Genomic DNA, 21524 nt, shown 5'->3' with positions numbered 1-21524 from the left:
CAATAAAGGAAAGTATTGCATATTTAAAAAATATGTCCATCAGCCTATAATTTCCGATAGCAATCTTATCCTAAATCCCCACATAGCGACCAAGTTTATGTGAATTTTTCATTTTATTAGTCCCCTCGGTAATGTCAAGAAAGTTGTTGTGTATTAGGTTTTTCCATCGAGACGATGGATATGTCTTAGTATTAATTGGCCTTGCTTTCTTCCTTCGTCCGCAACGCGGCGTTCCATGACATAAGCATTTCTTCAAAGACTGCTTTTGTGTTCGGATCTGCAAAACCAGGAATTACTCAGCTGAACCACTTCTCGTGTAATCTATTGCCTGCGTTTAAATGATCTTTTTGTTTGATTGTTTATTAACGGGTTTTAGGCCTTTACTTAATTCCTTGTTCATTCACTCAATTGAATACGTTTTATAGATCGCATATTGTACCATCGGTGGATACTCGTAGAAGGTTATCAGCATCAAAAGCTGTTCTTCCCAGTAGGCGACCTGGCGAGTGTAGCGCCTACCCCAAGGTGATTTAAAAACTTCGAATATGGTGTAAGCCTGCTTTTAATCACCTAAAAGTTCAGTTTTGTCAAAAACACGGTCTTTTTGCGCCTCGCATCAACCTTGTGTACAACACAATGGGCGGCATGAGCACGCGTGAAGTAGCTAAATTTATAGAAAGTATGTTCGGCAGCCAGTACTCTCCAACGACCATCAGCAACATCAGCATAACCGTCATGGAAGTCATTCAAGAATTGATGTCGCGCCAGTTAGAACAGCGTTACTCTGACAATTATCTCGAGGGTCTGTACGTCAAATTGAAACGTAATTTGCCTTGTGCACCTCCCTATTTGTATATTTTCAAACACTAAAGCTTCAGTTTTTCACTTATTCAGCTGGTTACTAATGGTCTTAGGAAAATTCCGTACCCAAATTCGTCCCCAACACGAATAATTGGATTTGCCATAATGGTCATATATCTAAATGAAAAACAAAAAAACCCTTGCTCCGCAAGGGTTTTCATCATTTTAAGTCTGGTAGAGCCTTGGGGGATCGAACCCCTGACCTCTTCGCCACCATCGATAATGCTTACTGCATAAATACATATAAGAATAAGCACTTCTATAGTAATTAATATTATAGCCTCGTCTCTTTCTTTCTATATATGGACATACTAATACTATCACTTGTTAGTATTGGAGAGATTACGATATGGCCAATATTCAAAAACGCGGTGAACATTCTTATTATTTAACTGTAAATGCTGGTCTTGACGCTAAGGGTAAATATATTCGTCGAACTAAGACTGTCCAATGTCGAACAAAAAAAGAAGCTAATATTGAATATGCTAAGTTTAAAATGGAGGTGGAGGCCGGTGAGTATATTGCACCACAAAAACTGACTTTCGGTGCATTCATCACAGAATGGCGCAATAAGTACGCTGTAAAACATCTGGCATATAAAACGCTATATACCTTTGAATCGAATTTAAAGACTCGCATTCTTCCATATTTTCAACATCTAAAACTGGAAGATATCAAGCCACTTCATATTCTGGCTTTTCTTGATAACCTTGAAAAGGAGGGTAGTCGAGAAGATAGAAAATCCGGAGGACTAGCTTCTGGCACAATACAAATTCAATACCGCATTTTAAAGAACATCCTCAACCGTGCAGTTGAATGGAGAATTATCAAGCGAAATCCGGTTAGCGATGTACAAAAACCAAAGGTCGATTCAAAGGAGATCATCCCTTATGATAATGCAGAAGTTGAACAAATGCTTCGAGCATTGCAGCATGAGCCTTATCACTGGAGGGTAATGATTACGTTGGCTCTGACTTCCGCCTTACGACGAAGCGAGTTGCTTGGACTTGAATGGAAGCATCTTGATTTCAACAGTGGTATTTTAGATGTTTCACAAACAATGATACACGCTCTCAAAGGTGAAATAATTGTCAAACAGCCTAAAACAAAAAAATCCATCCGAAAGGTTGCTTTACCGAGCTCCATGCTTAAGGATCTAAAGGAATATTACGCCTATAGAATACAAGAACGAGCTGATATCGGGGATGCATGGCTCGGCCACGATTGGTTTTTCATGTTTTCACATCCCAATGGACAACCCTTCCACCATGAACGGCCCTATCTTTGGTTCCGTCAGTTCGTTAAGAAAAACAATTTCCGTTACATCCGTTTTCATGACCTCCGACATACTTCAGCTACGATTCTGATTAACCAAGGCGTTCATGCTAAGATCATTTCTGAGCGACTTGGACATGGGAGTATCACCACAACAATGAACATTTATGGACACGCTCTCCGAACTGCTGATCAGGCAGCAGCTGATAAATTCGAATCGTTCTTTAACTGATTTTGTATAGGAACAACAAATAAGACGCACAGGAGTTTCCTGGCGTCTTCTGTTTATTTAAAGCAGAGATCCGTTTTAATTTTACATCAATTTTACATCAAGCCTGTTTTTTGATCTCTGTACCACTAATATTTCCAATCTGTACCATACCGAAAAAACCAATAATCATAAGGGTTTCGCTACACTGTTTTATCCCTAATCAACAAAGCGACCGACTCCACATGAACTGTCCAAGGAAACATATCCACCGGCACAACCTCAGTCGTCTTATACCCGCCGTCCTCCAACACACGCAAATCCCTTGCGAGCGTAGACGGGTTGCAGCTCACATACACCACTCGCTCCGGCTTCATCGCCAGAATCGTCTCAAGCAGTGCAGGATCGCAGCCTTTGCGCGGTGGATCAACGACAATAACATCGGCCGTTATGCCTTCCTTGCGCCAGCGAGGAATAACAACCTCCGCTGGGCCCGCTTCGAATGAGGCGTTCGTAATGCCGTTGAGCGCCGCGTTCCGCGCAGCATCCTCGATTGCCTCGGGTACGATTTCAACGCCATAAACGCGTCCAGCCTGCCTTGCAAGGAACAGCGATATCGTACCGATGCCGCAATAAGCGTCAATCACGGTTTCCGAGCCTGTTAAGCCAGCATACTCGACCGCTTTACGATATAACTCCACCGTTTGCATCGGGTTCACTTGATAGAACGATCTCGCCGATATTGCGAAGCGAATGCCGTCGAGTTCATCATAGATAACCTCGCTGCCCCAGAGGACACGAGTCTCATCACCGAATATAACGTTCGTATTCCGCTCGTTCACATTTTGAACGATGCTCTTCACGCCCGGGAGCTCCTCGCGGATGCGCCTAACCCATTCATCCGACGAAGGCAGCTTCCTGCTGTTCGTGACCAACACAACCATGATCTCGCCGGTGACAACGCCAGTCCGTGCCATTACATGGCGCAGTACGCCGCGGCCAGTTTCCTCATCATAAGGTGTGGCGCCCAGCTCACGTCCAATTCGTTTTACGACACGAATAACCTCATCATTATGCTCATGCTCAATCAGACAATCGTCCATATCAATAATCCGATGGCTGCCGCGAGCGTAGAAGCCTGCAATTAATTGACCATCTTTAGAACTGGTGCCGATCGGTACTGATGCTTTATTGCGATAGCGCCAAGGCTCGTCCATACCAATAGTAGGGTGAACAACAATCCCAGCAGACGCATTCTCTCCATCCGACAGATTGCCTTCACCATCCACATTTAGTTTGCCGATTCGCATCAAGTTATCCACAACATGCTGGCGTTTCCACTCCAGCTGCGCCGGATAATCGAAATGCTGCAGCTGACAGCCGCCGCATTCCTTATAAATATCACAAGGCGGTTCTATACGCGATGGGCTCTTAAGCATCAGCTCTTCAAGCTTCGCATAACCATACTGCTTCTTTACCTTCATCACCTTCGCGCGCACACGCTCACCAGGAAGTGCTCCCTGTATAAAAAGGGTAAAGCCGTCAGCGCGGCCTACCCCTTCTCCATCATGTGTCAGGCCGATAATATCGACGGTGACTTCTTCATTTTTCTGAAAAGGCGCATCCGCTGGAATCGCCGCTGCTCGAGTACCCGTACCCGCAGCACTGCGCGATCTGCCTTTGCCGCCTCTGCTTCTACCTTTGTTCATAAACTCTCTCCGCTCTATCTTCAATGCTGTTGCATGCTAGTTCCTATTTATCATTCCCAAATTTCCGAATACATAAGGGCTTAACGGTAAGTCGATTCCCCAGTCTCATCAGCAAAAATACGCAAATGCGACGGCAGCACCGAAAAAGTACACGGCAGCACGCCGCCATATTCGCCATCGAGGTTAATTTGCACATAATCCGGTGTAGTCACCTTTAGTTCATCCGTCCGGAAATGAATCACATGTGGATCGTTCAAATGCTCACCGCGCAGCGCAAGCGTCACAAGCTTAATAAATTCCGGCAAATTGCATTTGCGGATAAGCAGGACGTCCAGAAGCCCGTCATCAAGCTTGGAGTCCGGCGCGAGTCGCTCGAAGCCGCCAACCGAATTACTGTTGCATATAAGGAACATCATGAACTCGTCATGGAATTCCCCTACACCAGCTGCTTGAAAAGTCAGCTCAGTTGGCCGAAGTCGGGTCATTTTCTCCATGCCCTTCATATAATATGCCAGCTGCCCAATCATCGTCTTAAGCTTGCTCGGCACATCATAGGTCAGTTCCGTTAAGGAGCCGCCCCCAGCAATATTGATAAAATAGCGATCATTCGCCTTACCGACATCAATCGGCCGGCTATATTGCTGAATAATAAGGTCGACTGCGTACTCCCAATGCTTCGGAATACCCATCGCCCGCGCGAAATCATTGGTTGTGCCTACTGGCAATATGCCAAGCGGAGGTCGATTCGCCTTGTTCGTCAAGCCGTTGATAACCTCATAAAGCGTACCGTCACCGCCTGCAGCAATGATCATATCATAGCCGCGGTCCGCAGCTTCAGCCGCTGCAAGCGTAGCATCTCCCTCGCCTATCGTGGCGTGGCAGCTCGTCTCAATACCGCCCTGTTCAAGACGCTGAAGAATATCTGGCAATCTTTTTTTCATTTCTTCTCTTCCCGATGTCGGGTTATATATAAGTCTTGCTCGTTTGATTGCCATCTCGGTTCACCCCTAACAATCATTCAACCTAACATTTATTCTGTAAACGTGACATGCTTCTCTTCGCGCAACCGTTGTAAACCGTCGATCATCTGATGCTCCAGCCACTGCTCAATCGCTGCATTAGGAAGCATCGCCTTGCCGTTATAGCGATATACAAAACCATTAAGCCGATTTGGAATGACATGATTGGTAAAATAGCCTTGGCTTAGAAATAGCGGCACAATAATGACCGTTTCCTGTGGATTCGCAGCCTGCATCGCTGCCAGCTTTCCTGCCGCTTGATCTGGCAATAGCATGGCATACTCTGCGCGCTTATATCCACCGAGCGCTCTAACCCGCTCGCCAAGCTTCTTCAGCCCTTCCTGCCAGCGCTCATGGAATACCTTTTCTTTGCTTCCGTGGCCAATAAGCAGTAACGCTTCTGACTCTGGTTTTGTGGATAAGGGTGCAATGTTTGAAGCGAGCAGCTCTGCAATTTGGGGATCATCGTCAATCGGGAGACCATAATGAATCGTGGCTTTGACTCGAAATGTGCCTAAGTCACCCTCCAGATCGGAAACCCACGGAAAACCAAATGCTTGCCCAATTTCATCCACATGTGTACTGCCCGAAGATACGAACAACGGCACTACGAACATATCCGTAACACCTTGTCGCTCTAATTCATCAATGCCATCCTGAATAAGCCGTCCCTCCACGATCTCGAGAAAGGACGACATAATTGGAACGCCTGATAAACGGGACGAAGCCGCTGCTGCTGCAATCGCCTCATCGACTAACTGTATCCATGCAGCTTCTCTGGAGCCGTGGCTAATGACAAGAATGCCTGGCTTCATCGCATGATTCCTACCTTCCAAGCCGTTCTAAAGCCATTTTATAACCGTCATTGCCATAGTTCAAGCAACGCTTCACTCTTGATATTGTTGCTGTACTTGCGCCTGTCTCGGCTTCAATCGCGTTATAAGTGCTGCCTTTTCCGAGCATCCGTGCTACTTCAAGTCTTTGCGATAACGATTGGATCTCATTCACCGTACACAGATCATCGAAGAAAACATAACATTCCTCAACTGACTTCAATGTAAGCACCGCTTCGAATAATTGATCTATTGCTTTATCGTTCAGCTTTTTAAGCTGCATGCGAATTCACTCCTATTAAAACTAATGTTACTATTGTAACTTTTTTAACCGTTTTTTTCAAACATTACCGAATTAACGCAAGGAATTGCCCCACCTATTTGACGCGAACTCACATACAAGCAGCAGGCATTTATCTAGAAAAAAATCTGCACCCGAGACATTCGTCCAATCCTTATGTTCGCCTACTCCATAAACTGTTATAAAAGAAGGGTTGTGATCCGTGTGAACTATCGCAATAACCCCGGTACCGGCAACCAGCAAAACGATTGGCACGGCGGCCAGCGTCTGGCACAAGATCCGTTCAGCAAATCGTCTGGCGCAAAGTCGAGCGGTTTCAGCTTTGGCGGAAACCTGCCAACAATGCCGCCGGCTTCGCAGCAGGCGCAGGATATCCTGCCCGTCGTTGTACCGGATACAGCTGCTGAGCTTATAGAATCGACCACTAGCACCAAAGCAAGCGGCTTCTCACTTGCCAATCTAGGCGAAATTAAAGGTTATATCGATCGTTTGGGCGGCATCGACGGTATCTTAACGACCGTGACAAAGGTCCAGAAGGTCATGTCGAGCGTTTCTCAGATGGCTCCGCTAGTCAAAGTGCTTATGGGCTCCTTCAGCAAAAAAGACAAATCTGATGACGATGATTCTGACGAATGGAAACCAAAGCGCCGCAAACGCCGCAAGCCAAGAGCTGGTTCCGGCTCAGGCAAAAAAACCGTTCGTCGTCGCCGTACTACGCCTAAGAAACGTTAAACACGGATTCGAAGGTTTATTCTAAACATATTTAACCTACATCTATTAAAGTGAAGCACCCTGATTGCCGCGAATAGCGCAGCGATCGGGGTGTATTTTATTTCATCCATTTATGCACATGATCACCCTGAAAATAAAATAGTTATCCAGCTGTGGATAACCCATTTCCCTTGTCTGTCCACATAAAAACCGTTCGAATTCGTACATCATTGTTGTGAACTGTGTACAAGTACAACCTTCGACAGTTTTCGTCAGCTTCCATCTTGCAATCCATACACAGCTGTTCGTACAATGTGCATATGTTTTCTGCTTATGCTGAAAATATATAAATATTCAAAAGAAAAACGAATCAATTCTGCCGCATATTATGGTAGCAACGAAGCTGAAGCGGCTGTACAATCAGCAAATGTGGAACTCATACACAGCTGTTATTAATTATGTGCATAGATGCAATTTTCGCGAATTTTCGATAAACGTTGTCCACAGTGGGTAAACGTTAGAAGAGAACACAAAAAATAGTGAGGAACATCTCATTCCCCATGAGCCTAGGCTCATGGCGAGTGAGGTTTTCCTCACTATCTCATTTAAAGAGTCAGATCACTATATTACCGAAGAGTAATCGTTTTTTCAAGCTTTTCTTATAGGAAGAAGAAATGAATGATCCAGTAGAAAAACATCGCCATGATGATTGTAATGGGAATCGTAATAACCCACGCAACGATGATACGACCTGCAACTCCCCATTTAACAGCGGAGAAACGTTTCGCGCTGCCGACACCAAGGATTGAAGACGTAATAACATGTGTTGTACTTACTGGAAGATGAAGCATCGTAGCCGTCAAAATAACCGCTGCTGAACCAATGTCAGCTGCAAAGCCGTTGATTGGCTCGATTTTGAAAATTTTTGTCCCCATCGTTTTGATGATTTTCCAGCCGCCGACTGAGGTACCGAGCGCCATTGCTGTCGCCGCGGAAATTTTAACCCATAGCGGAACGTCCATCGTGGTTTGAATACCGGAAGCAACTAGAGCAAATACGATAATACCCATTGCTTTTTGAGCGTCATTCGTACCGTGAGAGAACGATTGGAAAGCAGCTGTCAGGATTTGACCGAAGCGAAATCCTTTATTCACCTGATGCGGGCTTGATTTGGCAAAGATTTTCTTGAGAATCCACATAATGATAAAACCTGCGGAGAAAGCAATGAGCGGTGAAAAAATCAACGCTTGTACAATCTTGATCAATCCGCCGCTATTAATTGCGCTCATGCCTGCTCCGCCGATTACTGCGCCTGCGAGGGAGCCAATCAAAGCGTGTGAGGATGAGGAAGGAATACCGAACCACCAAGTAATCAGGTTCCATGCGATTGCTGACAATAGAGCCGCAATAACAATGGGAACGCCATGCTCCAGCTCTGCTGGATTGGCTACACCTTTACCAATTGTGGCCGCAACGCCTGTAAACGTAATTGCACCGACAAAGTTCATTACGGCGGCCATTACGATTGCAACTCTAGGTTTTAACGCCCGAGTCGACACGGCAGTTGCAATCGCATTTGCCGTATCATGAAATCCATTTATAAAATCAAACGAAAGCGCTAGAAATACGACAATCCATAGAACCATTAAATCCATTGTAAAAGACTCCCACTCTCTAGATTAGCTATTACGCATAATGATCGATTCCAGCGTATTGGCAACGTCCTCGCAGTAGTCGGTCGTTTGCTCTAGCATCTCATAAATCTCTTTGCGCTTCATCAGCTCAATTGGATCTGTGACATTTGCGAACAAGCTCTTGATGCAAACCCGAAGCAGGTCGTCAGCTTGGTTCTCCAGCTCGTTAAGTGCAATATTTGGCTCGCGTATAGCAAGCAGCTTCCGTTCTGTAAGCAAATAAATTGCTTTCTTAATTTGATGCGACGAACGAACGAGAATATCGCCAAACAACGTTATGTACTCGTCCTTCTCAAGAATGTTGTACATTTCAAAACGAGATGCGCAAGCTTCGATGCCATCAAGCACATCATCAAGCGAAGTCGTCAGGGCCATAATATCTTCACGTTCAATCGGAGTGATGAACGTTTTGTTCAGCTCCTTCAAAATCGTGTGTACATGCTTGTCGCATCTACTTTCGTATTCCTTCATGGTCTTGGCGAAAGCTGATACATCCGATAGGTCTGACAATCCTTTGGCAAAGTACTCCACAGCCTCGACAATTGCGTCAGCCATTTCTTCGAACGTCTTAAAGAAAATATCCTTTTTCTTGAACATCGTAATCCCCTTTACACGACTTGATGTTTAGGCGCACTGCTATGAGCCCACAATATCTTAACATAGTTTACATGTGAATTGTTAAGAGAATGTAAAGGTTTTATGAAAAATTTTAGATTTTCATAAAAAATATAAAAAAGACGCAATCCTGTAACAAGATTGCGTCCTTTTGATCCTTGGAAGCTCATCCGTCAACGTCTGTTAACAGTGTCTCCAACTTGCTACGTTTGTACCCATGTTACATGCCCTTCGAATGTCGGTTTGTTTGGCACGATATGAAAGAAAGTTTTTCCAGGGACAAACGGCAGCTCTGCTCCATTCTTTACAATTCGAATCATTCCATCTGGAGCTCTTACCCATTCTGCTTCGATCGCTTTGCCTTTCTGGAACAGAATCGCCGAGCCTCCTCTTGTCAGATCGACGGCCAATCGTCCCTCTTTATCAAGCGTCTTGTGATCCGCTCCAAGAACAACCAAATTTGTACCGGAAAGCTGTTCATTATTGTTCATATCGATATGCGGTTTGTCGCCAATTGACCGTTTGTATAAGCCTGATACTGAATCGTACTTGTATCCAACGTTATAATTTTTGAGCAAAAAATTTATTGTAATGTCGGCTGCCGGGACACCAACCTCTGTGGAACCCGCTTCCGCGAACGTATAAGGCGGAACCTGCTTGTCCATGCTGTATTTCTTCTTCTCTGCGCCCGTACGAAGCTTCTCTAGATTTGAATACAAATTATGCGGAGCCTTACGTTCCTTGCTTCTCCAGAAGTAGCTGCCTGCATTCGAGATTTCATCCAAATAAGGTTTGCCCTGCCTTTGCAGCACTGCATAACCATCATTGCTCGCCCCTGCATGGGCAAGCACCGCGCCATAACTGTCTCCAATATCAATAAGATAAGGTCTGATGCTGCGTATAGGTCCAATCGTATCGGTTATTGCGCTCGTACTCTGAAATACGGCAATTAAACGAGTAATGCCGCCTTCCGCAAGCACTTCCCAGATGACATCAGCATTCGTTAAACCAGACTGTGGCCGAGCTGCTGCGAAATTATTAATCATAACAACAATCGGTCTTGCACTTGCCGCATTTTCCAGCTTCAGTCCGCTTAGCGGAGCATCATAAGGGAGCGGCGTCGGATCCGTCACTGGCTCATCCGTACTATTAGGATCAATAATATCATTTGTCTCTGTCGGTGTATCGTTGCTGCCTTTCCCTCCACTGCAAGCTGTAAGAAGGAGTATAAGCGATAATAATAGCAAAACTGCCGATTTTCGAATTCTTTTATTCATGCGTTTACCTGCCTTTTCCCGCTAAAACATAGCTTGTATTCGTTTTCATATTACTTCCATTTAAACACAATTGAGGGCGTATGTCTCGACAAATAAGTTGCTTTCCAGGTTAAAAAATCCAAATTTTTCATATCATATCCCAATTTCCTGACAGAAAGCATGGTCTTAGCACCGTATGGACGTGCAACAAAAAAATAGAAGGGACAAGCTCTTGGTTAACAAGAACTTGCCCCTTCTATTTGTTCATACCGCTTTAAATACTCCAGTGATGCCATTCTTCTTGCTGTTTATCAAGTCCGTTTAGCCAATCTGAGGTTACGCGAATCGCTTCCTCCTGATGATTGCGAGCGGAGTAGGTGTGATTCGCTTGAAAAATAATTTCCTTATCGCAAAGGCCCTCATTGCGGGTCCAGAACACCTTCTGATATAAGAAGCTGTAATCGACAGGTATAAGCTCATCGCTAGTACCGTGAACCAGCAGCACCTCGCCGCCAAATTTAGTAGCTGCTTGGAAAGGCTGGTGTTGAAGCAGCGAATCAAAAAATACAGGCTGCAGCGTATACCCTTGATAATCGGAGCTTCCTCCAGTTACAGCATCGTCATAACTGCTGCGTCCTACGATCCGTACAATGTCATTGAACGGATATGCAACAGGCGACCAAAGCACAAGACGTTTAGCGCGCTTATCTTTAACTGCTGTCATAATCGCTACCGCCCCGCCGAGGCTGTGGCCAAGCAATACGATTCTGAGCGGATCGACACATTCCATGCTTGATAAATAATCAATCGCGCTTCTAGTCTGATCAACCATTGAATCAAAGCCGAGAGCTCCGTAGTCACCGCTGCTCTCGCCGCAGCCGCCATAATCGAAACGAAGGACATAAGAGCCTTGCGCCGCAAGCGCTCTAGCCGTTTTCACAAACAAACGGTCAACGCCTATGCGAGAGCCTATGAATCCATGGCATATAATGATGGCTTGTTTTTTTTCTGAATCGTTTTTATTTCCATCCGTAGGGTAATGCAGCGTTGCCGCAAGCTCAAGCTCGTTATGTCGCAGCGTCAAGTGCTTTTCCATCCGATAACCTCCTGAAAGCCTATATATAATAATTCCTACCCGTATACTATGAATTAATATTAAAACCATAATATCATCACTGCTCATTACCTGTCAATCTCACAAAGAAAATAAAACCAGCAAACTTTATACTGCTCCTAATCGGGACATACTACCCATATGTTTGGCAGATTCACATTTTAGGAGGTGCAACGCTATGCCTTTATGGATTGCCTTTATAAAGGATCACTGGCTGTCCTTGCTGCTTATTATAGGAATCGCAGTTGCGATATCGTTTGTATATGCGAACCGCAAGCTGCTGTTCTATAAAGAATGACGATAAGAGCACCGCGAGCAGCTGAGGGAATGGATTATTCCTCATGCATGATCGGCACTCGAATCGTCACAATGGTTCCGGCTCCACGCTCGCTGTCAATGGTTAACTGACCGCCGTGGAGCTCAATGATCTCCTTGCAAATAGCTAGTCCGAGTCCAGATCCGCCATGGCCGGTACTCGCTTTATAAAACTTTTCAGTGACATGAGGCAAGTCCTCCGCTTCAATCCCACAGCCTGTATCCGCTATCGTGAGCATCGCGCTATCTTGTTCGATGGTCGTTGCTACACGAATGGTGCCGCCAGCAGGTGTAAACTTGAGCGCATTGTCAATTAGATTAATGATCACCTGCTTGAGTCGATTCGCATCCCCTCGAACAACGATTGGGCTTTTGCCATAGTTAGCCAAAATCCGTACCCGCGTATGCTCCTCACGAACCCCTAGCTGATTAACTGTTTCTTTAACCGGACCATTGAAATCAAGCACTTCGCTATGCAGCTCCATCGTCCTAGCCGACAGCTTCGAGAAATCGAGCAAATCTTCGACCAGCCCCGATAAGCGCTCCGTTTCCTTGCTAATAATGGATAAGCCCAGCTTTACCTCTTCATCATCCTCGGTAGGCTCGCTTTCCTTTAAGGTTTCACTCCAGCCCTTAATCGATGTAAGCGGGGTGCGAAGCTCATGGGATATCGAAGAAATAAAGTCATCCTTCAGCTTCTCACGTTTGCTAAGCTCTAATACCATTGCATTAAACGTTTCTGCGAGTTGACCAATTTCATCATCATTTCGCTGAATAGCCCGATGCGTCCAATCTCCCTCGGCCATATAGCGTGCCGCTCGTGTAAGCTCTCGAATCGGCTTGACGATTCGCTGGGCGAGAAACAAGCTTAAGCCAAGAAACAACAGGACAACTCCGATACCCACCGCTGTTGCCATCCGGATAAGCAAGCTCACCATCGCATCTACTTGATTCAAGGAAGCTGAATAACGAAGCATGGATACGACCCGTGTTTCATTCCAAAGCGGTATCGTGACCGACATGACCCGCTCTCCATAATAAGGATCAACTCCCCGCCAGCTTCCCGTTGTCCCTGCAATCGCGGACTTCACGTCAGCAGTCGTATAACGAATATCTGGTGCAAAACCGTCGGAATCGATCCTAATTTGACCCGTGCTATCAAGAAGCTGCAGCCTAGTGCCGCTCTCAACCATGTATTGCAAAATATAATCGCCCTGATCCTTCACTGTAAGCGAGGAAAGCGACCGGCTGTGCAGTGTTAATGCCGACTCCGCACGTTGTTTAACGGAGCTCTGCGCGCTTCCGTAATAGTAGTTCCACATTAATGCTGCGAACACGCCACCAAGTACGCTGACGACAAGCACGATGAGCAGCAAATAGCTCCACACCATTCTCGTTTGTACGCTTTTCATTCGTCGCCGCCCCGCTTCCACCGATAACCATAACCCCAAACCGTTTCAATAAAGGCTGGATCGGATGGGTTTTTCTCGATTTTCTGGCGAATTCTTCGAATATTCACGTCCACTACCTTAAGATCTCCAACATAATATCTGCCCCATACCTCTGTCAAAATATGATCTCGGCTGACGCTCTCGCCGACTCGTTCCATCAATAGTCGTACAAGCGTCCATTCCGTAGGCGTCAAAATAATTTCCTTGCCCTGCTTCCACAGCTTCCGCTCTGCTACAGAGAGCCGGAACGGCTGTACATGCAGCTCCTGATGATGAAAGCCGCCGCTTCCAAAAATCATCGTAGGCTGCTGTTCTTCTATCGAACGCTGAACATGAAATGCAGATGTCGGTGCCGCTATAGGCGCTGCTTCGCCACGGTACACTTCCTCACTTGCCGCAATCGATTCCGATGCAGCACCAACCTCTTGCTCCTGATCATCCAGCTGAGGCTTCATTCTCCGATAGAGCGACTTAATGCGCGCAATAAGCTCGCCTGGACTGAACGGCTTCTGCACATAATCATCTGCCCCTAGCTCCAGCCCATGAATTTTATCCTCTTCCTGCGACTTCGCCGTTAGCATAATAATACCCATGCGCGGATAGCGGGCACGCAGCTGCTCGCACACTTCAAATCCGCTAATTGTCGGCAGCATAACGTCAAGCAGCGCAATATCGATAGGCCCTTCTGTATCTGCAAGCGCTAACGCTGATTCGCCTGTTTCCGCCTCTATCACTTCCATATCGTTGCGCTTTAGATTAATGCGGACAAAGCCGCGGATGGACTCCTCGTCCTCCAACAATAATATACGCATAGCTTAAAGCACCCGCTTTTCTCTCTTAATCGTTGCGGATAGTAAGCGAAGATGCAAACTCTGCTTCTACCCCTGCCATCTCGCTAAAAGCTTGCCGGTCTGCTTCTGGCCACTCGGCTGGAGCTTCCACTACGAATGAAACCGCAAAAACATTGCCGCTGTCCGTCATTAGCTGCCGATATCGTTTAGATTGCTGCTTCCAAGTTGATTCAACGCTATCCCACTGCTTCTGCGGTACTGCATATAAGGTCGCCAGCTTGGCTGTCTTATTCAATTTTTCATTCCAGTAATCGATGGATACAAGGGCATGCGGCTCGTTCAAGCTGTGCATCGTATAACGGCCTAACCATTGTTCAGGTATACGAAGCTGTATACCATAACTATAATCAGAAAATTCCTCTGTTATTTTTACAAAGTCAGATTTACCGTCCCATTGCATCCATTCATCCAACCATTTGGAATCGGAATAAGGAACCTCTGAATAACCCGGAGCCTCTTTCGTCCATGGCAGTTCAAAGATGCCATCGCCATTGATATCCTTGCTCATCGTTGGCGTGCCGCTAATTCCTTCCTGCCCTATAGATCGATTCGGATAAACGAGCCTGAGCTTGTTTCGCTCCCACACGTACATAGTGGTATAAGTACTGTGCGCACCGGTCGATGCTTCCAAAATAATACCTCTACGAGTAGGTGAAATCCGTCCAATGAGCAAACGATCATAACTATTCACTTCTTTATACAGGTTCTCTGTATGTATTTCCCGCATGCTCCCGTTGATCCAATTGTAAAGGGTTAAATGGAATTCAGGCAGCGCCATTTCTTGATTCGTACCGATCTCCGATATAATCGCAAGCTCCATTCGTCCATCCTCATTAATGTCGCCCGTATCTCCATAAGAATAAGGCAAGGTCTCCATAGGCTTCAATGTCAATTTGCCGACATCATTGCGAACTGGCTTCGATTTAAACGAATAAATCTCGAGCACATTCGGACTGTCAAAAGCTCCGATCCACCCGATCATGATTTCCATTTGACCATCGTTATCGAGATCCTCTATTTTCAGCCAATCAATTAATCTAGCCAGCGGCTGCTGAATGAGCACCCACGGCTTCCATACTGAATTCGTATATTTGAACACCATTAACTCAGGTGAACTGTATTCATTGTAATAAGAAACGATAGCCTCTTCCGTTCCGTCTCCGTCCACATCAATGAGGCGTATGGCTTCCATATGATCCTCTCTAAGAGGAAGCGTCAGCTTGCTGTAATCCGGTAAATTTTTTTCAATTGCCTGCACGATAGCCTGTTTCTCGGGTGAAATAGCAGGCTTCTGCAGAAGATCTGCAGGCGCGGCTGTATAACGACAGCCAGCTGCGAGCAATAGGAGTGGAATCAAGCCGCCGAGCATTAAGCTCCATCTCATGATTGGTCCACGCCTATTTCTCACATTACTATCACTTGCGTTATCCAACGTTGCAGCCTCCTCGTGCATGTTCCCAGTTAAGCCAATTGATCGGCAGTCACTAACGTATAACCCATATTTTCCAAAAGATCAATGATAGCAGGTAAAGCGTGTACCGTATTTTTAACATGTTTGCTTCCAAAAGAATGCATTAATATCATACCATTTGGTTTGGCTTCTTTCTTAATCATTTTAATCATATCGGAAGACGAGGTTCCCGCCCAGTCGCGCGTGTCGATATTCCAGCCAATTAGTTCACGATGATTTTCTTTCACTAATGCTTTAACCGTATCCGATACTGCCCCATAAGGCGCGCGGACCATTGCTGGTGTAATGCCGATCGCTTCTTTAATAGCGGTGTCCGCTTCTTTAAATTGTTCAATAATTCCCTGCTCGTCTAGCTTAGATAAATCCTTATGATTGTTTGTATGATTGCCAATTGCATGCCCTTCGTCTACAATACGCTGCAGCACTTCTGGATTTTTCGTAACTTGTTGCCCGACTACAAAGAAAGTGGCCTTAACTCCTTTTTCCTTCAGGATATCCAAAATATCGGTTGTATAACGCTTGTCTGGACCATCGTCGAACGTGAGCGCGATAAGTTTTTTACCTTTGTCTGGCTTTGATGCTGCTATGACTTGATCCGGCTTGTCCAGCTTTTCCTTTACAGGAACTTCAGGTTTTCCCTTATCTGGTTCGACTGGCTTATTATCCACATCGCCATGAATGATATCACCGTCTTTGCCTCCGTTGTTGCCGATAATAACGACATCTCCGTCACCTGTGGTTCCGCTTCCCGTTTCTGGCCCTTTCTCGTTGTTCCCATTATCTACAATGGGATTTTTCTCGCCTGTCAAAAGCGTTGATAAGCTTAATCCGCCTTTTGCCCCACAAGCACTGAGGCTCATGATTACTACAATTGATAGGACTCCTAAAAACAAAAAACGACGCTGTCTTACTTTTTTCATTACACTCACCTTCTATTCCTCGCTGATAGATTCATTGTAACGCTATGGCATATTGATAGAGTTACAAATTAGTAACACCTTTCGAGTGATTTTGACACACTTGGCACAAAAATAGGCAAAATAAAAAAAAAGCCAACCAGAGATTTCTGGTTGACCAAAATAAAGGAAAGACCATATTTATATTTCGTACTAAGCATCTTAGATTAGTGCTTTAGCTGCGATGTCCGTACGGTTTTGCTTGCCTTCAAAATCAATCACGCTAACCGCTTCATACGCGCGTGCACGCGCCTCTGCAATGTCGCGGCCGCGGCCAACGATACCTAGAACGCGTCCGCCGTTCGTGACGAATTGCCCATCCTTCTCAGCTGTTCCAGCATGGAACACAAGTGCTCCCTGCGCTTCTGCTTCTGCAAGACCGGTAATTACGCAACCTTTTGGATAAGAAGCTGGATACCCTTCCGATGCGACAACAACACAAACGGCTGCTTCCTCGCTCCACTGAATATCAAGCTGATCCAAATTGCCATTCAGCGATGCTAGCACGATGTCGATCAGATCCGTTTGCAAACGAGGCAGTACAACCTGCGTTTCTGGATCACCCATGCGAGCGTTAAATTCGATCGTTTTTGGACCGTCCTTCGTAATCATAAGACCAGCGAACAAAACGCCGCGGAATGGACGGCCTTCGCTGACCATCGCTTTTGCCGTTGGAATGATGATGTTCTGAATCGATTCGTCAATGATGGCTTGATCGATATGAGGCAGCGGTGTATAGGTACCCATGCCGCCAGTATTTGGGCCTTTGTCTCCATCAAAGATGGGCTTATGATCTTGTGCTGGTACCATAGCGCGAACCGTCTCACCATCAACGAAAGCGAGAATGGACATCTCTTGTCCAACTAGACATTCCTCGATAACAATTTGGCTTCCTGCTTGGCCGAATACTTTATCAACCATCATGTCGCGCAGCGCTTGCTCCGCTTCCTCTAGCGTAGCTGCAACCGTAACGCCTTTACCAGCTGCGAGCCCGTCAGCTTTAATAACGATAGGAGCGGATTGCTCGCGAAGGTAAGCAGACGCTGATTCATAGTCGGTGAATGTTTCATATTTCGCCGTAGGAATATCGTATTTTTTCAATAGATTTTTCATGAAAATTTTGCTGCCTTCGATTTCAGCCGCATTTTTGCGAGGACCGTATGCCACGATTCCTGCTGCTTCGAATGCATCTACAATACCATCTGCAAGCGGATCATCTGGACCTACAAAAACAAGATCAATTGCAGCATCCTTTGCAAACTGAATTAGCTCATCAAATTGATTGACCGCGATCGGTACAATTTCAGCTAGCTGAGCAATACCTGCGTTGCCCGGTGCGCAAAAAATTTCTTTTACCTTCTCGCTTTTCTTAAGCGCCCATACGATTGCATGCTCTCGTCCGCCGCCGCCAACTACCAAAATACGCATAACCGATAACCTCCCAAATGACTAAATACAAGCAAAAACGCATTAAAAAATGCAGCCGCCGCCCGCGCCAGCTCTCTGTCGTTAACGTGCGGCTGCCTATTTGAATAGCTGCGCCAGGTTCTAGTGTTTAAAGTGACGTACGCTTGTGAACACCATCGCGATGTTGTTCGCATTAGCCGCAGCAATCGACTCTTCGTCTTTGATTGAGCCGCCTGGTTGAATGATCGCTGTGATGCCAGCTTTGGCAGCCAGCTCTACCGTATCGCCCATTGGGAAAAATGCGTCCGATGCAAGTGCTGCTCCTTTTGCCGCTTCGCCAGCTTGTTCAATTGCAATGCGTGCTGCGCCTACGCGGTTCATTTGACCAGCGCCAACGCCAATCGTCATATCGTCCTTCGCTAGCAAAATCGCATTCGATTTTACATGTTTAACAACTTTCCAGCCGAATAGCAGCTGTTTCAGCTCTTCCGCAGTCGGTTTGCGATCTGTTACAAACTGCAAATCTGCTTCTGTTACCGAATGAACGTCGCTCTCTTGTACGAGCATACCGCCGTCAACTGAAGTAACAAGCCATTCCGGCTTGCGCTCACCAGCTGCCGAAAGCTCACCCAGCTTCATCAAACGGATATTTTTCTTCTTCGTCAAAATCTCAAGCGCTTCAGGCGTGAAGTCAGGCGCGATGATGATTTCGAGGAAAATACCGCCAAGCAGCTCAGCTGTATCTGCACCGATCGTACGGTTAGCAGCTACGATACCGCCGAAGATCGACGTTGGGTCTGCTGCATAAGCTTTTTGATAAGCTTCATGGATTGTAGCGCCGATTCCTACGCCGCAAGGATTCATATGTTTGACAGCAACGACCGCTGGCTCGTCGAATTCTTTTAGAATTGCGAGTGAAGCGTTGGCGTCGCTAATATTGTTATAGGAAAGCTCTTTGCCGTGCAGCTGCTCAGCAGTCGTTACGTTGCCTGCTGCCGCAAGCGGCTTGCTGTAGAATGCAGCTTTCTGGTGCGGGTTCTCGCCGTAACGCAGATCCTGTACCTTCTCGTAAGTAACGGTGTACGTTTCAGGCAATGATTCGCCCACTTGCTTGGTCAAGTAATCAGAGATAAGGGAATCATAAGCCGCAGTATGACGGAACACTTTGGCAGTCAGGCGTTTGCGCGTCTCAAGTGTCGTATCGCCTTGTGCTTTCAATTCCTCAATCACCGTACCGTAGTCGGCAGTATCCACTACAACCGTTACGAACGCGTGGTTTTTGGCAGCTGAACGAAGCATCGTCGGGCCGCCGATATCGATATTTTCGATCGCATCCTCATAGGAAACATCAGGCTTCGCGATCGTTTCTTTGAACGGATACAAGTTAACGACAACGAGGTCGATGTAATCCAGGCCAAGCTCCTTCATCGTGTTCTGATGCTCTTCATTGTCACGCACCGCGAGCAAGCCGCTATGTACGGCCGGGTGAAGCGTTTTGACACGACCATCCAATACCTCCGGGAAGCCCGTTACATCGGAAATCCCGATAACCGGAATGCCTTCCTTTTGCAGCAGGCTGAATGTACCGCCCGTCGAAATAATTTGCACACCTTGGCTAGCCAGTTCTCTAGAAAACTCCACGATTCCTGACTTATCCGAAACACTAATTAACGCTCTGCGAATTGCCATGCAAATCCCTCCTCATCTATTTGACCAAACAATTTCTCTTCTCCAAATACTGCATCCACACTTGCCATATTAGATGTTATTTCAATAAACGATTAGCCGTTTACCGTCACATGACGTCCATTCAGCGTGACGCGACCCTTCGCGATATGCTGAATAACTGCGGGCAGCAGCGCCTGCTCGGCTGCGTGAATACGCTCCGCGAGTGAATCTTCCGTATCTCCGCCTTGCACTTCCACTGCTTGCTGCGCGATTATTGGTCCGCTGTCCATGCCGCCGTCCACATAATGAACGGTGACGCCAGTCAGCTTAACGCCGTACGAAAGTGCCTGCCCTATGCCATTCACGCCGGGGAATGCCGGCAGCAGTGCCGGATGAATATTAATCATCCGACCATAAAATGGCTCAACCAGCAAAGGCGTAATAATGCGCATGTAGCCTGCAAGCACGATCAGCTCAACGCCGCGCCGCGCTAGCTCAGCGATAATTTCCGTCTCATAAGCTTCGCGAGACGGGTATTCCTTCGGCGTGAACAGGAACGTGTCCACACCAGCCTTCCTTGCGCGCTCTACAACGGGAGCGGCAGGCTTATCACAAACAAGAAGCTCGATGGTTACATCGAGCTTCCCTTCCTGCACCGCATCTACAATCGCTTGGAAATTCGTACCTTGTCCCGAAGCGAAAACAGCGATGCGAAGTGCTCCCATTATACTTCCGCTCCCGTAAACGTTACGATGCGGCTTCCTTCCGTAACCGTTCCGATACGGTAAGCCTGCTCACCAAGCTCAGAAGCGATGCGAAGAGCTTCATTTGCTTGATCAGCTGGAACAACAATAACTAGACCAATACCCATATTGAAAGTCGTGAACATATCACGATTCGTAATCGCACCTTTATTTTGCATCAAATCGAAGATTGGCAAAATCGGCCATGAGCCGTATTCCACATCTACGTTCACGCCGTCAGGAAGTACCCGCGGAATGTTCTCGATAAAACCGCCGCCAGTAATATGCGCCATGCCCTTCACTTCCACTTGCTCAACCAGCTTAAGCGCCGATTTCACGTAGATGCGTGTTGGCTCAATCAACACATCGCCTAGCTTCGCGCCGCCAAGCTCTTCAAGCTCTTGATCAAGCGAATAACCTGCGTCTTCAAGCAGCAAGCGGCGAACGAGCGAGAAGCCGTTGCTGTGAATACCGCTGGAAGCAAAACCGATAACCGCATCGCCAGCAGCAATAGTTGATCCGTCGATCATTTTTTTCTTATCCACAATACCTACTGTAAAACCAGCGATATCGTATTCTCCGCCTTGATACATGCCAGGCATTTCAGCTGTTTCGCCGCCGATGAGTGAACAGCCAGCTTGTACGCAGCCTTCTGCAATACCTTTAACGATCGCTTCGATTTTCTCAGGAACGACCTTGTCGCATGCCAAGTAATCAAGGAAGAACAACGGCTCTGCGCCTTGTACGATTATATCGTTCACGCACATGGCTACGGCATCAATGCCGATCGTGTCATGCTTGTCCATGGCAAAAGCAAGCTTCAGCTTCGTTCCGACGCCATCTGTCCCAGACACGAGTACAGGCTCATCGTACTTGTCCTTGTTAAGGCTGAATAGACCGCCAAAGCCGCCAAGCTCTGCCAGCACCTCTGGACGGTAAGTCCGTTTTACGTGCTTTTTCATCCGTTCAACCGCTTCGTTGCCTGCCGCGATATCGACGCCGGCTTTTTTGTACGCTTCTGACACTCTCGGTCAACTCCTTAACTAATTTAGGAGCAGCAATCGCT

At 46.5% G+C, this 21524-nt stretch carries 18 protein-coding genes and 1 pseudogene; 3 read left to right on the top strand and 16 right to left on the bottom strand.

The annotated features are described in order from the left end of the window. Positions 1 to 639 precede the first annotated feature (639 nt). Positions 640 to 828 (top strand): annotated as a pseudogene (locus AC0VYE_RS04750) (transposase); the annotation flags it as partial. A 382-nt stretch (positions 829 to 1210) separates the two neighbouring features. Continuing rightward, positions 1211 to 2368 (top strand): site-specific integrase, encoded by a 1158-nt coding sequence (locus tag AC0VYE_RS04745; protein ID WP_475446365.1) that lies wholly within the window; start codon positions 1211 to 1213, stop codon positions 2366 to 2368. Between the two features lie 179 nt (positions 2369 to 2547). On the opposite strand, the gene rlmD is transcribed toward AC0VYE_RS04745, so the two are convergent. The 4 genes from rlmD to AC0VYE_RS04725 all read right to left on the bottom strand — a co-directional run bounded on the left by rlmD (position 2548) and on the right by AC0VYE_RS04725 (position 6188). Then, on the bottom strand, positions 2548 to 4053 hold the full coding sequence (rlmD, locus tag AC0VYE_RS04740) for a 23S rRNA (uracil(1939)-C(5))-methyltransferase RlmD (protein ID WP_475446363.1): 1506 nt from the start codon (positions 4051 to 4053) through the stop codon (positions 2548 to 2550). Positions 4054 to 4133: 80 nt separating this feature from the next. Next, complete coding sequence (locus AC0VYE_RS04735; protein WP_475449442.1) at positions 4134 to 5042, bottom strand: diacylglycerol kinase; 909 nt, start codon at positions 5040 to 5042, stop codon at positions 4134 to 4136. Positions 5043 to 5083: 41 nt separating this feature from the next. Next, the gene (locus tag AC0VYE_RS04730; protein ID WP_475446361.1) at positions 5084 to 5887 is read right to left on the bottom strand and encodes a sirohydrochlorin chelatase; all 804 of its coding nucleotides are present in this window, start codon (positions 5885 to 5887) and stop codon (positions 5084 to 5086) included. A gap of 10 nt (positions 5888 to 5897) precedes the next feature. After that, a complete protein-coding gene (locus tag AC0VYE_RS04725; protein WP_054026535.1) occupies positions 5898 to 6188 on the bottom strand; it encodes a YerC/YecD family TrpR-related protein in 291 nt (96 codons plus the stop codon). A 222-nt stretch (positions 6189 to 6410) separates the two neighbouring features. Here AC0VYE_RS04725 and AC0VYE_RS04720 point away from each other — a divergent pair, with 222 nt between their 5' ends. After that, on the top strand, positions 6411 to 6938 hold the full coding sequence (locus AC0VYE_RS04720) for a tyrosine protein kinase (RefSeq protein ID WP_475446359.1): 528 nt from the start codon (positions 6411 to 6413) through the stop codon (positions 6936 to 6938). A 638-nt stretch (positions 6939 to 7576) separates the two neighbouring features. Here the strand turns inward: AC0VYE_RS04720 and AC0VYE_RS04715 are convergent. The 12 genes from AC0VYE_RS04715 to purM form a co-directional block, all read right to left on the bottom strand. Further along, on the bottom strand, positions 7577 to 8572 hold the full coding sequence (locus AC0VYE_RS04715) for an inorganic phosphate transporter (protein WP_076271085.1): 996 nt from the start codon (positions 8570 to 8572) through the stop codon (positions 7577 to 7579). Positions 8573 to 8596: 24 nt separating this feature from the next. Continuing rightward, positions 8597 to 9208 carry a DUF47 domain-containing protein gene (locus AC0VYE_RS04710; protein ID WP_076271086.1) on the bottom strand — a complete coding sequence of 204 codons (612 nt, stop codon included), beginning with the start codon at positions 9206 to 9208 and terminating at the stop codon, positions 8597 to 8599. Positions 9209 to 9429: 221 nt separating this feature from the next. Continuing rightward, complete coding sequence (locus AC0VYE_RS04705) at positions 9430 to 10503, bottom strand: DUF3048 domain-containing protein (protein ID WP_475446356.1); 1074 nt, start codon at positions 10501 to 10503, stop codon at positions 9430 to 9432. 253 nt (positions 10504 to 10756) lie between these two features. Continuing rightward, a complete protein-coding gene (locus AC0VYE_RS04700; RefSeq protein WP_475446354.1) occupies positions 10757 to 11578 on the bottom strand; it encodes an alpha/beta hydrolase in 822 nt (273 codons plus the stop codon). Between the two features lie 350 nt (positions 11579 to 11928). Continuing rightward, positions 11929 to 13323 (bottom strand): sensor histidine kinase, encoded by a 1395-nt coding sequence (locus AC0VYE_RS04695; protein ID WP_076271089.1) that lies wholly within the window; start codon positions 13321 to 13323, stop codon positions 11929 to 11931. Beyond that, positions 13320 to 14174, bottom strand: a complete 855-nt coding sequence (locus AC0VYE_RS04690; RefSeq protein WP_475446352.1) for a response regulator transcription factor — start codon at positions 14172 to 14174, stop codon at positions 13320 to 13322. The genes AC0VYE_RS04695 and AC0VYE_RS04690 overlap by 4 nt, the downstream gene beginning before the upstream one ends. Before the next feature lie 25 nt (positions 14175 to 14199). Then, a complete protein-coding gene (locus AC0VYE_RS04685; protein WP_076271091.1) occupies positions 14200 to 15645 on the bottom strand; it encodes an FG-GAP repeat domain-containing protein in 1446 nt (481 codons plus the stop codon). Between the two features lie 29 nt (positions 15646 to 15674). Continuing rightward, the gene (locus AC0VYE_RS04680) at positions 15675 to 16604 is read right to left on the bottom strand and encodes a polysaccharide deacetylase family protein (RefSeq protein WP_475446351.1); all 930 of its coding nucleotides are present in this window, start codon (positions 16602 to 16604) and stop codon (positions 15675 to 15677) included. Positions 16605 to 16802: 198 nt separating this feature from the next. Next, positions 16803 to 18068 carry a phosphoribosylamine--glycine ligase gene (gene purD / locus AC0VYE_RS04675; RefSeq protein WP_475446350.1) on the bottom strand — a complete coding sequence of 422 codons (1266 nt, stop codon included), beginning with the start codon at positions 18066 to 18068 and terminating at the stop codon, positions 16803 to 16805. Positions 18069 to 18188: 120 nt separating this feature from the next. Further along, positions 18189 to 19736: a bifunctional phosphoribosylaminoimidazolecarboxamide formyltransferase/IMP cyclohydrolase gene (purH, locus tag AC0VYE_RS04670; RefSeq protein WP_076271093.1), complete on the bottom strand. Its 1548-nt coding sequence runs from the start codon at positions 19734 to 19736 to the stop codon at positions 18189 to 18191. 92 nt (positions 19737 to 19828) lie between these two features. Continuing rightward, positions 19829 to 20440 carry a phosphoribosylglycinamide formyltransferase gene (gene purN, locus AC0VYE_RS04665; protein ID WP_475446349.1) on the bottom strand — a complete coding sequence of 204 codons (612 nt, stop codon included), beginning with the start codon at positions 20438 to 20440 and terminating at the stop codon, positions 19829 to 19831. Next, entirely contained in the window at positions 20440 to 21483 is a 1044-nt protein-coding gene (gene purM, locus AC0VYE_RS04660; RefSeq protein ID WP_076271095.1) for a phosphoribosylformylglycinamidine cyclo-ligase, read from the bottom strand. The genes purN and purM overlap by 1 nt, the downstream gene beginning before the upstream one ends. Positions 21484 to 21524 lie beyond the last annotated feature (41 nt).

Source organism: Pristimantibacillus sp. Z349TD_6, from assembly GCF_056173205.1.
The sequence above is the reverse complement of the archived record's forward strand: the minus strand, read 5'-3'. Positions and strand labels throughout refer to the sequence as shown.